Genomic DNA, 15,470 nt, shown 5'->3' with positions numbered 1-15,470 from the left:
CTCCTACTGAACCATTTGTTGTAGCTGTAAAATCGGCATCATGATGGCGGCCACGATTAGGCCGACGATGCCCCCCATGATCAAAAGCATCAGGGGTTCAAAAATTTTCACCAGTGCGGACACGGTGTTCTCTAATGTTTCTTCTTGCTGGCGTGCGGTGCGTGCCAGCATGCTGTCGAGCTCGCCACTGTTTTCACCGGAGGCAATCATATGCAGCATGATGGGAGAAAAATAGCCGGTATCCCGCAACGCTTGATGCAGACTGCCGCCCTCACTGACGGCGACCGTTGCTTGGGTTAAAGACGACTGAATCGGCATGTTGCTCACCACCTGGCTGGCGATGCGCATGGCTTCCACCAAAGGCACACCACTGCTGGTAAGAATCGCCACGGTACTGCCAAAGCGCGCCGTATTGGCATCGCGTACAAAGCGGCCAATGCCAGGCCAGCGCAGTACAAAGTGGTGATACTTGCGCCGAAACCCCGGTTTTTGCAGCGCCCGACCAAACAAGACAATGGCGACAATCACGCCCGCCAATAGATACAGGCCGTAGCCCGAAATCAAATGGCTCAGATCAAGCATAAATTGCGTTAAGCCTGGCAGTTCCTGGCCATTTTTAACAAAGACATCAACAATGTCGGGCACCACGTAGGTCAGCAAGCCGACGACCACGCCTAGGGCCACCACGGTTAAAACAATGGGATAAATCGCCGCCAGTTTGATTTTCTGATCGGACGCCTGGCGCGATTCGGTGTAATCGGCCAAGCGATTTAACACGCCATCGAGCTGGCCAGCGTGTTCGCCGGCGGCAACGGTGGCACGAAACAAATGCGGAAACGCACGGGGGTAATCGGCCAGCGCTTGTGCCAGAGTGTAGCCCTCTAACACTTTGGCGCGCACCGCCAAAATCATCGCTTGCACCGATTGCTTGCTGGTTTGATCGGCCAGCGCCTTGAGCGATTCATCGATGGGCAGACCGGCCGCAATCAGCGTGGCTAATTGGCGAGTCAGCAAGGCCAGCTCTGGCACAGACAGCGATGGGCCACGCTGACGCCAGCGGCTGATCAAGTTGCCTTCGGTTTTGGCTGCGGCGGCCGACTTAGTGGCGTCTACCGACAGCGGCATCCAGCCTTTGTCGCGCAGTTTTTGGCGGATCTGGCGAGCGCTGTCGCCCTCCAATACCCCTTTTTGCTGTTTGCCTTTGGCATCCAGCGCCTGAAATTCAAATGCCGCCATGCTTATCCCTTAGCAACCCGCAACAGCTCTTCAATGGTGGTGCTGCCTGCTAATACTTTGCGAATGCCGTCTTGGCGAATGCTGGGGCCCAATTGGCGGGCGTGATGCTCTAGCTCCTGCTCGCCGGCTTTGTCGTGAATCAGGGTTTTTAGTTGCTCATCTACCTTGATGATCTCGTAGATGCCCTGACGGCCACGGTAACCGAGCTGGTTGCATTTCTCGCAGCCCTTGGCGTGATAAATAATCGGTGGCTGCTGCGGGTCAGCGCCGAGCAGCTCGCACTCGGAGCCATCGGCCGGCACCGGTTGTTTGCAGTCTTCACACAATACCCGCACTAAGCGCTGGGCAATCACCCCGACCACGCTCGATGACAATAAGAAAGGCTCGACGCCCATGTCTTGCAAGCGCGTGATCGCACCGACGGCGGTGTTGGTGTGCAGCGTTGATAACACCAAGTGGCCGGTGAGCGAGGCTTGAATGGCGATTTCCACCGTTTCTAGGTCGCGAATCTCACCGATCATCACCACATCTGGGTCTTGACGCAAAATGGCGCGCAAGCCCTTGGCGAAGGTCATGTCGACCTTGGTGTTGACCTGAGTTTGGCCAATGCCGGCAAGGCTGTATTCGATGGGGTCTTCCACCGTCAGGATGTTGCGGCTGGCATCGTTTAGATCGCTTAATGCGCCGTACAGCGTGGTGGTTTTACCCGAGCCCGTAGGGCCAGTTACCAAGATGATGCCGTGCGGCTTGGAAATGATGTCGCGCATGGTGTTTAAATCGCGCACCGACATGCCCAGCTGGCCCAGGCTCATGCGCCCGGCTTGTTTGTCGAGCAGTCGCATCACCACCCGTTCGCCATGGCTGGAAGGCATGGTCGATACCCGCACATCAACTTCGCGGCCACCGATGCGCAGTGCAATGCGGCCGTCTTGCGGAATGCGTTTTTCAGCAATATCGAGTTTGGCCATGACCTTAATACGCGACACCAGCAGCGCCGCCAAAGCGCGCTTAGGCTGTACGACTTCGCGCAACACGCCATCGACGCGAAAGCGCACGACCAAGCGTTTTTCATAGGTTTCGATGTGAATGTCCGAGGCGTTGTCTTTAACGGCCTCAGTCAGCAAGGCGTTGATCAGGCGAATGATCGGCGCATCACCCTCTTGCTCAAGTAAGTCTTCGGTTTCTGGCACCGAGTCGGCCAAGCTGGCGAGGTCCATGTCTTCGCCTAAGCCTTCGACCATTTCCATCGCTTCGGAAGAGTCGCTTTGATAAGCAAGCCCTAGGCGACGATCAAACTCGTCGCTGTCAACGGTTTCTAACCGAAACTGACGCCCTAAGTGGCGCTGAACTTCCATTAAGGCGGCGGCTGAGAGGCCTTCCTTGTGCACCAGAGTCAGTTGCTCATCACGCCCTTCGACGATGACGCCAAACCGGCGGGCAAAGCTGTAAGGTAAGCGCTGTTCACGCTGTGGCCCAGCGATGGCATCGGCCGGTTGTTCCAGCTCAAGAGATGAGGTGTCTGGCATAGCTACTGCTGTCATGAATCAATCCGTGTCAGGCAATGTCCCGGCCTATGCCGGTGTAATCAAAGCCCTGCTGTTTCAAACTGTGCGGGTCATACTGGTTGCGGCCATCAATGATGATCGGGCGTTTCAGTAGTTTGCGCATGGCGTTAAAATCGGGCTGTCGGAACGGTTTCCACTCGGTGACCAGCACCATGGCGTCGGCGTCCATTAAAGCATCGTATTGATGCGCGCACAGTGTCATAGTTCCGTTCTCCAGCCATTCGGCGGGAAAGTAGCGCGTTGCTTCGTCCATGGCAACCGGATCATAAGCACGTACTTTGGCGCCAGCGGCTACCAGGGCATTGATTAGCTCGATGGAGCTAGCCTCGCGCATATCATCGGTGCCGGGCTTAAACGCTAGGCCCCAAATGCCAATGGTGGCGCCGTTGAGTTCACTGCCCAAGCGCTCGGCCAGCTTCTCAAACAAGCGCCTTTTTTGCGCGACATTGCGTGCTTCGACGGCGTTTAAGACATCGGTGGAATAATCAAAGGCCTCGCCCATACGGATCAAGGCTTTAACGTCCTTCGGAAAACACGAGCCGCCGTAGCCGCAGCCTGGGTATATAAAGCTGTAGCCAATGCGCGAATCGGAACCGATGCCTTTGCGTACTTGCTCAATGTCGACGCCCATGCGCTCGGCCAAATTGGCGATTTCATTCATAAACGAAATCTTGGTAGCGAGCATGGCATTGGCAGCGTACTTGGTGAGCTCGGCGTCACGTACCCCCATAAACATGACTTTGTCGTGATTGCGCGAAAAGCTTTGATATAACTCGGCCATTATCTGCCGAGCATGGTCGGACTCAACGCCCACGACAATGCGATCTGGGCGCATAAAGTCTTCAATGGCGGCACCTTCTTTCAAGAATTCGGGGTTAGAGACCACGTCAAACTGAACATCGCTGCGACCACGTGCGCGCAGCTGTTCTTCAATCACCTGGCGCACCTGATCGGCCGTGCCCACGGGCACCGTCGATTTATTCACCACAACGGCATAGCCGTTTAGGTGGCGGCCAATTTCTTCTGCCACTTGTAATACATGAGTTAAATCGGCTGAGCCGTCTTCGCCTGGCGGTGTGCCCACGGCGATAAAATGCAGCTGAGCATCTGCCATAGCGGCGCTCAGCTCACTGGTAAAGGTCAGGCGCCCTGCTTTGCTGTTGTTGGCGACAATGGCATCCAAGCCAGGTTCGTAGATGGGAATATCACCCTGGCGCAGCCTTTCTACCTTGTCTTGGTCGATATCGACGCAAGCCACGCTGTTACCCATTTCGGCAAAACATGCGCCGGTAACCAGGCCGACGTAACCGGTGCCAACAACCGTGATGTTCAAAGCAGAGTCCTTGTGTGTTGCTTGGGTTGAGGTACGTTACCTTATTACCGCAAAATGACAAGCGCGTGACATAAAAAAACCCGGCCTTGGCCGGGTTCTTCTAAGCTGTTGATATTACAGCGCATTTTCCAATTCTGGCACAGCCTCAAACAGGTCTGCGACCAAGCCGTAATCGGCTACTTGGAAGATTGGAGCTTCTTCGTCTTTGTTGATGGCAACAATGACTTTAGAGTCCTTCATACCAGCCAAGTGCTGGATCGCACCAGAAATACCGACAGCAATGTACAGGTTTGGCGCAACGATCTTACCGGTCTGACCGACCTGCATATCGTTAGGAACAAAACCTGCGTCCACAGCGGCGCGTGATGCACCGACCGCTGCGCCGAGCTTGTCGGCCACTTTGTACAGCATTTCGAAGTTGTCGCCGTTTTGCATACCGCGACCACCCGAAATCACCACATCGGCAGCGGTCAGATCAGGACGATCCGACTGAGCCAGCTCTTCGCTAACAAAGGCCGAAGTGCCAGCGTCTTTCACTACGTCAACGGTTTCAACAGTGGCGCTGCCACCTTCGGCTGCAACGGCATCAAAAGCGGTACCGCGCACGGTCATCACCTTGATGGCGTCAGCCGATTTGACTGTAGCGATGGCGTTGCCTGCATAAATTGGACGAGCAAAGGTGTCGGCATCTTCAACAGCGATGACTTCTGACAGCATGTTCACATCCAACAGCGCCGCTGCGCGTGGCAAGTAGTCTTTGCCCGCCGTGGTGGCTGGCGCCAGAATGTGGCTGTAGTTTTTACCCAGCTCAGCGACCAGCTCGCCCACGTTTTCAGCCAGCTGATGGCTGTAGGCGTCGTGATCTGCAACCAGCACCTTAGCAACACCGTCGACTTTGGCAGCGGCTTCTGCCACTGCGCTGCAGCCACTACCGGCTACCAACACATCGATATCGCCACCGATGGCTTTAGCCGCAGCCACAGTGTTCAGCGTGGCGCCATTCAGAGCGGCATTGTCGTGTTCTGCGATTACCAAAATAGCCATTACACTTACCTCTCTTACAGCACTTTCGCTTCAGTTTTCAGTTTCTCTACCAGCTCGCTCACGCTGGCCACCTTGATGCCGGCTTCGCGCTCGGCAGGAGGAGCAACCTTGACCAAAGATTGAGTCGATTTGACTTCAACGCCGAGGTCCGCTGGCGTAGTCACGTCCAGAGGCTTGCGCTTAGCCTTCATGATGTTTGGCAGCGACGCGTAGCGTGGCTCATTCAAACGCAAGTCAGCGGTGACCACCGCTGGCAGGTTCAGCGCCACAGTACGCAGACCGCCATCAACTTCACGCACAACATTGGCTTTGTCGCCATCAATGGTGATTTCGGAAGCGAAGGTACCTTGCGCCATGCCGGTCAATGCGCCCAACATTTGACCAGTTTGGTTGTTGTCGCTGTCGATGGACTGCTTGCCCATCAACACCAGCTGCGGTTGCTCTTTATCAACCACACCTTTTAATAACTTGGCGACGGTCAGAGACTCGAGTTTTTCTTCGGTTTCGATCAGGATGCCGCGATCTGCACCCAGTGCCAGCGCGGTGCGAATCTGCTCTTGCGCTACTTTAGGACCGATAGAAACCACAACAACTTCAGTGGCCACGCCTTTTTCTTTCAGACGAACCGCTTCTTCAACAGCGATTTCACAGAATGGGTTCATCGCCATCTTGACGTTAGCCAAGTCGACGTCTGAGTTGTCTGGTTTAACGCGGACTTTAACGTTGTAGTCGATCACGCGTTTTACAGCGACAAGAACCTTCATAGATTCCTCGTTTTTCTCAAGTGGATGAACAAAGGGCACGAATACCACTCCGCAAGGATGACACAGTCACAGGCGGGTGCCCTTTCCAGCGCGGCACATTATTGGGCGCTTTAAAGATAGCGTCAATAGCGTACGCAGATGCCGAAGGCTTTGCGTAGGCATTTTCCGTGAGCCGACATGCATTTAAAGCACACTCAAGCTACTATCGCCCGTCGCCCAAGCATGGCCGAAGGCAAGGCTAGCAGGGTGAGTTGAAACAATCTACGGTCAAGGGATTCACGCAAACGGCATTGAATTGCGCTAAATCAGCAACCTTGACGGTTAAACGTTACATTTTTAGCCAGCTGTTTACACTGCTGAAACCCAACCATCGGCTCAGACAAGCCAGAAGACAAAGGAAAGCGGTTGCCTGCGGGGTTGGTAACCGTATAATGCAGAAAATTCAAACGCCCGTTTGATAATTCAAAACGCACGCTGTGGGCGGGCCAACAGAGCGACGTGACGCTCGCGCTCCCCTTGATGCTTGAGGAGATTGATATGCAACGTGAAGTGATGGAATACGATGTGGTCATCGTTGGCGGCGGCCCTGCCGGTCTGTCAACAGCCATTCGTATCAAGCAGCTGGCCAACGACGCCGGCGACGAAATTTCCGTTTGCCTGGTAGAAAAAGGCTCTGAAATTGGTGCCCACATATTGTCTGGCGCCGTGATTGAAGACCGCGCGCTGACTGAGCTGTTTCCCAATTGGAAAGAAATGGGGGCGCCGCTTAACACCCAAGTGACGGAAGACGAAGTTTACTTCATGACTGGCCCAGAAAAAGCGGCCAAAGCACCGGGCTGGAGCATTCCTAAGCCGATGCACAACGATGGCAACTACATCGTTTCACTCGGTAATGTGTGTCGCTGGCTGGGCGAGCAGGCGGAAAATGTGGGCGTTGAAATCTACCCAGGCTTCCCGGCCGCAGACTACATCGTCGAAGACGGCCAAGTAAAAGGCATCGTCATCGGTGACTTCGGCCTGAGCGCCGAAGGCGAGCAAAAAGACACCTACATGCCCGGCATGGAACTGCGCGGTAAATACACCATTTTTGCCGAAGGCTGTCGCGGCCACTTGGGCAAGCGTCTGATCAGCGAATTCAAACTGGATGAAGGCAAAGATCCACAGCATTACGGCATCGGCATCAAAGAGCTGTGGGACATTGACCCAGCCAAATCTAAGCCTGGCTTAGTGCTGCACGGCACTGGCTGGCCTTTGAGCGAGTCCGGCTCAACCGGTGGCTTCTTTTTGTACCACGATGAAAACAACCAGGTCGTGGTGGGCTTAATTACCGACTTATCTTATTCGAACCCGCACCTGAGCCCGTTCGATGAGTTCCAGCGCATGAAGCACCATCCGGTCATCAAGCAATACCTGGAAGGCGGCAAGCGCGTTTCTTACGGTGCTCGCGCCATTACCAAAGGCGGCCTTAACTGCTTGCCGAAAATGACCTTCCCTGGCGGTTTGATTGTAGGCTGCGATGCCGGCACGTTGAACTTTGCCAAAATTAAAGGCACGCACACCGCCATGAAGAGCGGCATAGTGGCAGCAGAGCAGTTGTTCGCAGCATTAAAAGCGGGCCGTGCCAATGATGAAATTACTGAGTTCACCACCGAGTTTGAAAAATCTTGGGCCTACGAAGAGCTGCATCGCAGCCGTAACTTTGGCCCAGCGATGCACAAGTTCGGCACCTTCGGTGGCGCTGCATTTAACTTTATTGATCAGAACATCTTCCCGATTCCGGTCACCTTGCACGACACCACCGCCGATCATGAAACTCTGAAGCCAGCCAGTGAGTGCAAAAAAATCGACTACCCCAAGCCAGATGGTGTGCTCAGCTTTAACAAGCTGGATTCGGTCTTTATCGGCAATGTTAACCATGCTGAAGATCAGCCTTGTCACTTGCAATTGAAAGATGACAGCATTCCGCTGCAGGTCAACTTGCCGAAGTTCGACGAGCCAGCGCAGCGCTACTGCCCTGCCGGCGTGTATGAAGTGGTGGAAGATGAAGGCGGCGAAAAACGCTTCCAGATCAACTCACAAAACTGCGTGCACTGCAAAACCTGTGATATTAAAGACCCGGCCCAGAACATTACCTGGGTAACGCCGGAAGGCGGCGGTGGTCCTAACTATCCTAATATGTAAGCCAGCCAACTATGTAAGCCAATAAAAAACCGCGCAATGCGCGGTTTTTTATTAACTGGGTAGCTGCAAAAAGCCATGCAGCAGCGCGATGACGGTGACCAAACAAAGTACACTGGCAAACGTCATTAGCTGAGGCCAGGTTGTCTTCATAAACCCTTGCATAATCGGTGCTTGCCGAATTGTTTGCCGTGTCCAGCGCTGGCGATCTAGACGAAACATCATGTAAACCTTTACAGCGGAGCCCAGCATTTGCTCATACCACAGCAGAGGGATATACAGCGGATGAAAACTGCGCGCCACCCAGGCAACCAACAAGCAGTTAATACCACGCCCGACAATGACCCAAGCAAGGTAGGCTGTGACAATCACCATACTATGCAATACAGCAAATAAACCAACAAATACAGGGCCAGTCAGCGTTGTCCAAATACTAATGCGTTGGTCCAGCAGACACAGCCATAAAAAACCACCGCAATGGCTTGGCCCCAGTTGCAGTGCACGGCCGTTATTGCGCAGCATATTGCCATACCAGCGCTGCATCAGCATAACACTGTGAGAAAAGAACCGTGCGCTCACAGCCTCCTCTAAGCAATAGACTTTTACATCGGCAATGTAGAGCATTTTCCAGCGATGACGCAGCAAATAAAACCAGGTCGACTTGTCATCTCCTGTGAGCATTTTTAAACGTCCATAGCGCCAGTGATCGAGTACGTCATGCTCTAGGGTATGAATGAACTCTCGGTTGAGCAGTGTTGACGCTCGAAACAGTGAGCAACGGCCAGTCAACACTAATAACCGATGACTGAGGCTTATAGAGCTCATATAAAAATGACGCATAGCCATGCGCTGCCGATACCATTGGAGCATTACGCCGTCAGCTTTTATCAACGGTTCATTATCACAAGTGACAGCCCCTAGGTCGTGAAAGCGACTCAGAAAACCACAAAGGCGAAAAAACACCCGGTCACTAAGCAAAGTGTCACCGTCCATCAATAACAGCTGCGCATCATCGGCATAGCCTTGTTGCAACAGTAACATCAGGGCTTCTGCCATAGCCGAGCGCTTGCCTCGGCCTGCCTGAGGACAAAAAAACAACTGAGTTCGACCAGGCGCTTGCTGATGCGCCTGGGTGACCACAACTTGATCGGCAGGGTCGGTGATACACGCCACCACGCGACTGGGGACACCGTAAGCAGCCAGCTCGACAAACAATTTATGATACACACGGTGATTAACGTAAGCATCGATGCGATAACTCGGCACCACCACCAACAACTCCGATGGTTTTCGAGCAGCATCGGCCAACGTTCGCAATGCCGGAAAATGCTCTGTGAGATAAAACATAGCTCGTAAGGCATGCCAGCTTTTCCAGCCATAACGCCAAATGCCGATCAGACCAACGACCACTAATAGCTCGGAGCGAGGCAACTGATGGCGATAAAAAATCACCGTTAATAAGCACAACAAGAGCAGCGCCAATAACACCATGCCCCAAGCGATACCAGTGTTAACCTGATCGCCGTTGACAAAGCGAGCTACAAAAGGCGCCTTCATTACAGCAACGCTACTTTAGCGCTATGCCAAAAGCCCGGGTAAATATTCACTCGCGCAGGTTCACTGCGCAAGCTAGGGGCCAAAGGCGTAACGGGGCGAATGCGCAGCAAGGCAAATTGTGTCACCTTAGGGAGATTTTTAGGCAAGCCGGAAATCAGTTCGCCGCCGGCGCTGTAAAGCGTGGACTCTTCTGAGCTAAAGTAGCGCACCTGCTCTACCGTGCCCTTCTGAGACGCTTCACTACTGGCCAGAAAAAACTCGACATCCATACCAGTTTGAATGCGCTCAATCTTTGTTAACGGCAATAACGCCAATACCTGCGGGCTTTGCTGCTGTGCTGGTGTTAACGTCAACACCGTGCGCTGAGCCGCGATTGGCCCCTGATAACTATTAACCTCGTGCACTAAGCAATCGCACGGTGATGTGTAAACACTGCCCTGTTCAAGAGTTTGTATTTCCGTGCTCAGAGCGGCGATCATTCGCTCTGTGTGTTGCAGGTCATGAGCTAACGGGCGCGCTTGAAATAAATCATTGTTGGTATGACCGATATAAAGCCCCTGCTCAGCTACAGAAAGAGCACGCTCCGCTTCGGTAATTTTATAACGAGTATTCAGTAATAAACGCTGACGCTGATTCAACAGCAGTTGCTGCTCATTACGCGTCAAGGCATCCACTACGCCTTCGCGGTAGCGCCGCTCAAACAATGCTACCTGTTGTCGCTGAGCGCTTACCTCTTGCTGCAATAAGTCAGCTTGCTGACGCAAGGCTGCAATGCGCTCACGGCTATTGCTTCGAAAGTGCGCCAGCGCTTGCTCCATATCACTGAAATGCCCGCGGTCACGCTGTAGTGCAATTTGTAGCGCCTGCAGTTCTAAGCGTTTATCACGCAGAATTTCCTGTTGTTCATCTGAGGTGATACTAAACAGTGGCTGGCCTTCGCTAACATTTTGCCCTTGAGTGACACCATGAAATGCTAACTGACCATGATTATTGGCGCGCAACTCTATAACCGGCAAAGCCACCGCAGCGTATGATGCCTCCACCACCAGCCATTTGTGATACACCAACCAGATTGCGATGGCAATTAGGCAGGCAACCCCAGCACCAAGCATGACCACCCGACCACGATTGTCTCGCAACCGCTGGACATCTTGCTGTACTAGCTGGGTTTTCACTCCAGTTTGAATAACTTCATCAAGTTCGATTTGATCGCTATTAAAATAACTGTGCACCACGCTTTGCAGAGTTTTGCGCGTACTCCAATCTTGCTCGCTAAAGCGAAACCCCACGGCAAAACCTTGATCGGAATAGCGCACAGCATGGGCATGCACCGCTAGGCTTAACGTCCCCTCCGGTAAGTCAATACAGAAATACTGACAATCGCTTTGCAGAGCTTGCAAGGCACCGTCTGCCAGGGCAAAACCTGTAACGCTCCAGTCAATGACGGCGTAACTGACCTCGTCATCGACCAGACGAGCGGGAAATTTAATTCGTGGATCTTGTCTCTGACCGACAGAAAATTCTAGCGCTTCCATGAGCAGGCTCCTTTTTGCTCAATAATTGAGCAATTTAGCGCCATGCCATGGACTGTGCCATGAATTTGAGAGGGGTTTGCTAACCTTGTGTAACGCTCATAATAATGACTTAGTCGGCAATGAAATAGCGCTCACCGTCACTGACGATACACCACTGGCCGTCTATTTCCTGCGCATGCTCTACCAGCTCGTAAAAGGCATTCCGGGATAAACGCGCCCATAAGTCATGGCGTATCAATACCTCGGGCAGCGGCTCAGGCTCCCCTGGACGATGACTTAAGCGCAGCGGGTGCTCAGGGCCAATGCGGCCGCTGTCGCCGACGTTGGTGACAAACTCAATATCATTGGCATCGGCCGCAATCAAAGTGACGACAAATGGCCGATCTTCGACCTGGATGCGCCATTTTTCGACCGGAGTCAGCACGAAATAATCAGGACTTTCATGGCGCAAAATCGATGCGAACAAACGCACTAAATCTTGGCGTTCAAATGCTCTACCTTCATGCCACCAACTGCCATCGGCGCGAATCACAATATCAATGTCGCCGCTCAGCTCTGGGTTCCACTGCTCTACCGGTGGTTGCTTGGCGGTTGAGTGCAAACCTATTTGTTGCTGCAAGCTTGAAAGATCCATTAAAGCCCCCGTTGCCATTCTTGGCGCAGTGCAATGCGGCCACTCATGGCAGCATCCAGCTGTGCCAATAATTGTGATTTATCGGCGCCCAGTTGGCCTTTGAGCGCTAAATAATTCGACGCATGGTCGCTGCGAAACACGGTGTTGTTTAGCTCCAGCGTATCAATCAAAAGACGCAGCTCTTGAAACAGCGCCATTTGATCCGGCAGCTCATAATCACCGTTAAAACCTTCGCGCACCCGCTCATCGCCGAGCGGATAACTCACCACCAAGGTCGACAAAAAATCAGGCTGAGCTTCATTCATTAATTTGGCCGAGTTAATCGCATGCTGCTCGCTGTAACGCACGCCGCCCATGCCATTTAGAATCATGACCGAACTTTTAATGCCGGCCTGATGAATTTTCTGCAGCGCTTCTAATGTAGAGGCGTAGGTTTCGCCTTTATTAATAAACTGCAGCACTTCATCGTCACCGCTCTCGGCGCCTACGTATAAAATGCCTAGGCCCAGCGCTTTTAAATGGCTGAGATCTTCTGTGCTTTTTTTGCGCAAGTTTCGCGGTAAGCAATAGGCGCCGACGCGTTTTACCCAAGGTAGGTGCTCGCGAATGGCCAGCAGAATATTCGCTAAGCGATGGGTTGGCAGTACCATGGCATCGCCATCGGCGAGAAAGACTTTTTCAAAGCGCGGGCCGATGGTTTTAGCCTGGCGGATTTCTTCCAGCACTTCGTCTTCGCTGCGGGCGCGAAACTTCTTTTGTGGCTGGGTGTACATATCGCAGAAGGTGCACTTATTCCAGGAGCAACCATTGGTGACCTGAAAAATCAGCGAACGACCTTCACTGGGCGGGCGAAACACAGGTTCAATGTAATCCAGCATGGGAGTCCTTGATCAATAACGACAAAGACTCACATCATACCAGCTCAGCCCAAGCCGCGAAAAATGCTGCTGTTCAAATGCTCAGCCAGTTGCTCCAAGGCGTATAGGCCGGCCACCGAATTGCCGTACTCATTCAGCTCCGGCGACCATACGCACACGGTAAACTTGCCCGGTACAGCACCAATGATGCCACCGCCCACGCCGGACTTGCCTGGCATGCCCACGCGCACGGCAAAATCACCGGCGGCATCGTACAAGCCGCTGGTCAGCAGCAAGGCATTGATTTGCTGTGTTTGGCGCGCACTGAGAATGCGTTGGCCAGACTGCAAGCAAATGCCCTGGTTCATCAAAAAGCTAAAGGTACGCACCAGCTCAACACAGCTCATGTGCAGGGCGCAAAATTGAAAATAAGCCTTGAGCACGGCGTCGACATCGTTATGAAAATTGCCGTACGACTTCATCAGCCAGGCCATGGCGGCATTGCGCTCGCGGTGCTGGTATTCCGACTCGCTAACGACTTCATCCATGGTGATGGCCGGATTGCCCGCCAAGCGGCGCACGGTGGTCAGCATGCTGTGCACCGGCATGGCATTGCGTGACAGCAAGGCATCGACCACCACCAGGGCACCGGCGTTAATAAAGGGGTTGCGCGGCTTGCCTTGCTCATACTCCAGCTGCACCAGCGAGTTAAACGCCGTGCCGGATGGCTCAATGCCAACGCGCTGCCAGAGTTGCTCGCCGTGGCGCTGCAACGCCAATGTCAGCGACAGCACCTTTGAGATCGACTGAATTGAAAAGCGCGTATCTGCCTGGCCTGCTTGAAACAGTTGGCCATCCGCGGTGAGCAAGGCAATGCCAAACTGCTGCGGATTAACGCGTTTTAAGGCGGGGATGTAATCCGCCACCTGGCCTTGGCCAAACAGCTTTGGTGCCTGGTGGGTTATTGCATCCAGCAAGTTTTGATAGGGCATAACATACGAGCCACGGTAAGGGGCGGGCGATTATTACAAAGCCACCCGCCCCACTCTATTGGACCGAACCGAAAGCCCAGTGCGAAAAACTACGCACGGGCAGTGTCGGTATTAAAAAGAGCGTAGGTCGCCGCGCGTGCCCTCAACAAACCAATCCATGTGGGTCAGCTCCAGGTCTGACAGCTCATGCTCTTCCCGCACCTGGGTGCGACCACGGTAGTTGTTAATAGGGCCGACAAACACCCGACGCTCACCGCTGCTGAACTGCGCGCGCACCGCTTCCACTTGCTGGCGCACTTCGGCCGGTATGTCTTGATGCCAGCCGGTAAGCGCCACGGTTTCCGCCTCTAAGCCCGGCCATACATCGCCTGCTTGCCATTCATTCTGCAGTGCCGCACGAATGCGCTGCTCATAAATCGGCCCCCACTGATGCACGACGGACAATAAATGGCGTTCAGGCGCGAACGGCGACATATCCGTGTGATAGCCCATGCTGTAAACACCGCGCCGCTCTGCAATGCGGACTGGCGTCGGGCTGTCAGTATGCTGGACGATGATATCGGCACCGTCATTGATCAGGCCGTGCGTCAAACGTGCTTCGGTTGCTGGGTCGTACCAAGAGCGGCTCCACTCGACGGCCACCTCCACCTCTGGATTGACACTGCGCGCCCCCAAGGTGAAGGCATTGATGCCGCGAATAATCTCGACCACTGGGTGCGCCGCAACGTAGCCGATCTTGCCACTCTCGCTCATGGCGCCTGCCACCATGCCAGCCAAGTAGCGTCCTTGATAGGCGCGATTGGCATAGGTCGATAAATTGTCGCCACGACGAATGCCGGTGGCATGCTCAAACAACACGTTTGGATGACTCTGGGCGACGCGGTCTGTGGGTACCATGTACCCCCATGAGGTGGTGAAGATCATGTCATTGCCCTGCTCCACCAGTTGTTCAAGCACCTCAGTGGCGTTGCGCCCTGGCGCAACGGCCTCAACAAATTGGGTTTCAATGCGCTCGCCAAATAACTGCTGCACATACTGGCGGCCCAAATCGTGCGACAGCGTCCAGCCGGCGTCACCGACGGGTGCCACATAAACAAACGCAACTTTTAATGGCTGCTGTAACGGCTCTTGCAGTGGCTCGTTTGCCGCCTGGCTCCAGCTCGCGGCGCCCAGCAAAAGCCATAGAATAAAATGCGAAATAAGACGCACTAGCACCTCCCAACTCAATCAAAAGGCGCGCATGGTATCGCAGGCTGACCGCTTGGTCAGTAATTATTGGTGATTTTGCCATCAACGCTGTGCGATATCTCGCACAACAGAAAACGCCAACCGGAACTTTTTTACCGGCAAAGTCCAACTATGATATGGCGCAGCTGCAAGGAGGCGCGTCATGCAACACTACTACGTAAGCGATCTACCCCAGGTCGACGGATACCATGTTATTCACACAGGCGATTGCCGCCGCTTACCCTTACCTCACAGTCGAACCTATTTAGGAGCCTACCCCTTTGCGGTCAATGCACTGGACCAGGCCCGGCGCTTTCGCACCGCCGTAAATGGCTGTTTGACCTGTACGCCGGGGTGCTACCAGGGTGTGATGCTGAGCAAAAGCTCAAAGATTAGTTAGCGTCTGCTGAAAAAAAAACAGACAGTCACGCGAAGAGAAGCATGGCTGTTTACTGCTGCATCCAGCCACTGGCGGCATTGAGCACCGTCTATCAATGAGTCAAAAAGTGATTGAGCTACCGAGAGAGAGTTTCAGACAAGGCTAACCC

12 protein-coding genes are annotated in these 15,470 nt (G+C 53.7%); 1 reads left to right on the top strand and 11 read right to left on the bottom strand.

Annotated features, from left to right (window positions below):
* Positions 1-3: 3 nt before the first annotated feature.
* The 5 genes from gspF to IE090_RS06610 all read right to left on the bottom strand — a co-directional run bounded on the left by gspF (position 4) and on the right by IE090_RS06610 (position 5,942).
* Entirely contained in the window at positions 4-1,236 is a 1,233-nt protein-coding gene (gspF, locus tag IE090_RS06630; RefSeq protein ID WP_189387575.1) for a type II secretion system inner membrane protein GspF, read from the bottom strand.
* A gap of 2 nt (positions 1,237-1,238) precedes the next feature.
* Positions 1,239-2,777 (bottom strand): type II secretion system ATPase GspE, encoded by a 1,539-nt coding sequence (gene gspE, locus IE090_RS06625; RefSeq protein WP_308428492.1) that lies wholly within the window; start codon positions 2,775-2,777, stop codon positions 1,239-1,241.
* 13 nt (positions 2,778-2,790) lie between these two features.
* A complete protein-coding gene (locus tag IE090_RS06620; RefSeq protein WP_189387574.1) occupies positions 2,791-4,134 on the bottom strand; it encodes a UDP-glucose dehydrogenase family protein in 1,344 nt (447 codons plus the stop codon).
* 114 nt (positions 4,135-4,248) lie between these two features.
* The gene (locus IE090_RS06615) at positions 4,249-5,178 is read right to left on the bottom strand and encodes an electron transfer flavoprotein subunit alpha/FixB family protein (RefSeq protein WP_189387573.1); all 930 of its coding nucleotides are present in this window, start codon (positions 5,176-5,178) and stop codon (positions 4,249-4,251) included.
* A 14-nt stretch (positions 5,179-5,192) separates the two neighbouring features.
* On the bottom strand, positions 5,193-5,942 hold the full coding sequence (locus IE090_RS06610) for an electron transfer flavoprotein subunit beta/FixA family protein (RefSeq protein WP_189387572.1): 750 nt from the start codon (positions 5,940-5,942) through the stop codon (positions 5,193-5,195).
* Positions 5,943-6,479: 537 nt separating this feature from the next.
* On the opposite strand from IE090_RS06610, the gene IE090_RS06605 reads away from it, so the two are divergent.
* On the top strand, positions 6,480-8,123 hold the full coding sequence (locus tag IE090_RS06605; protein WP_189387571.1) for an electron transfer flavoprotein-ubiquinone oxidoreductase: 1,644 nt from the start codon (positions 6,480-6,482) through the stop codon (positions 8,121-8,123).
* A 51-nt stretch (positions 8,124-8,174) separates the two neighbouring features.
* Here IE090_RS06605 and IE090_RS06600 read toward each other — a convergent pair whose 3' ends face one another.
* The 6 genes from IE090_RS06600 to IE090_RS06575 form a co-directional block, all read right to left on the bottom strand.
* Positions 8,175-9,677 (bottom strand): glycosyltransferase, encoded by a 1,503-nt coding sequence (locus IE090_RS06600; RefSeq protein WP_189387570.1) that lies wholly within the window; start codon positions 9,675-9,677, stop codon positions 8,175-8,177.
* Positions 9,677-11,212 (bottom strand): HlyD family secretion protein, encoded by a 1,536-nt coding sequence (locus tag IE090_RS06595; RefSeq protein WP_189387569.1) that lies wholly within the window; start codon positions 11,210-11,212, stop codon positions 9,677-9,679. The genes IE090_RS06600 and IE090_RS06595 overlap by 1 nt, the downstream gene beginning before the upstream one ends.
* 109 nt (positions 11,213-11,321) lie before the next feature.
* Complete coding sequence (locus tag IE090_RS06590; protein ID WP_189387568.1) at positions 11,322-11,846, bottom strand: DUF1285 domain-containing protein; 525 nt, start codon at positions 11,844-11,846, stop codon at positions 11,322-11,324.
* Positions 11,846-12,724: a radical SAM protein gene (locus IE090_RS06585; RefSeq protein ID WP_189387567.1), complete on the bottom strand. Its 879-nt coding sequence runs from the start codon at positions 12,722-12,724 to the stop codon at positions 11,846-11,848. The genes IE090_RS06590 and IE090_RS06585 overlap by 1 nt, the downstream gene beginning before the upstream one ends.
* Positions 12,725-12,768: 44 nt before the next feature.
* Positions 12,769-13,695 (bottom strand): glutaminase B, encoded by a 927-nt coding sequence (glsB, locus tag IE090_RS06580; protein WP_189387566.1) that lies wholly within the window; start codon positions 13,693-13,695, stop codon positions 12,769-12,771.
* Positions 13,696-13,806: 111 nt separating this feature from the next.
* On the bottom strand, positions 13,807-14,904 hold the full coding sequence (locus tag IE090_RS06575) for a BMP family ABC transporter substrate-binding protein (RefSeq protein ID WP_189387565.1): 1,098 nt from the start codon (positions 14,902-14,904) through the stop codon (positions 13,807-13,809).
* Positions 14,905-15,470: the final 566 nt, after the last annotated feature.

The organism is Bacterioplanes sanyensis, assembly GCF_014652515.1.
Taxonomy (GTDB): domain Bacteria; phylum Pseudomonadota; class Gammaproteobacteria; order Pseudomonadales; family Oceanobacteraceae; genus Bacterioplanes; species Bacterioplanes sanyensis.
This window is presented reverse-complemented; position numbering and strand designations above follow the sequence as displayed.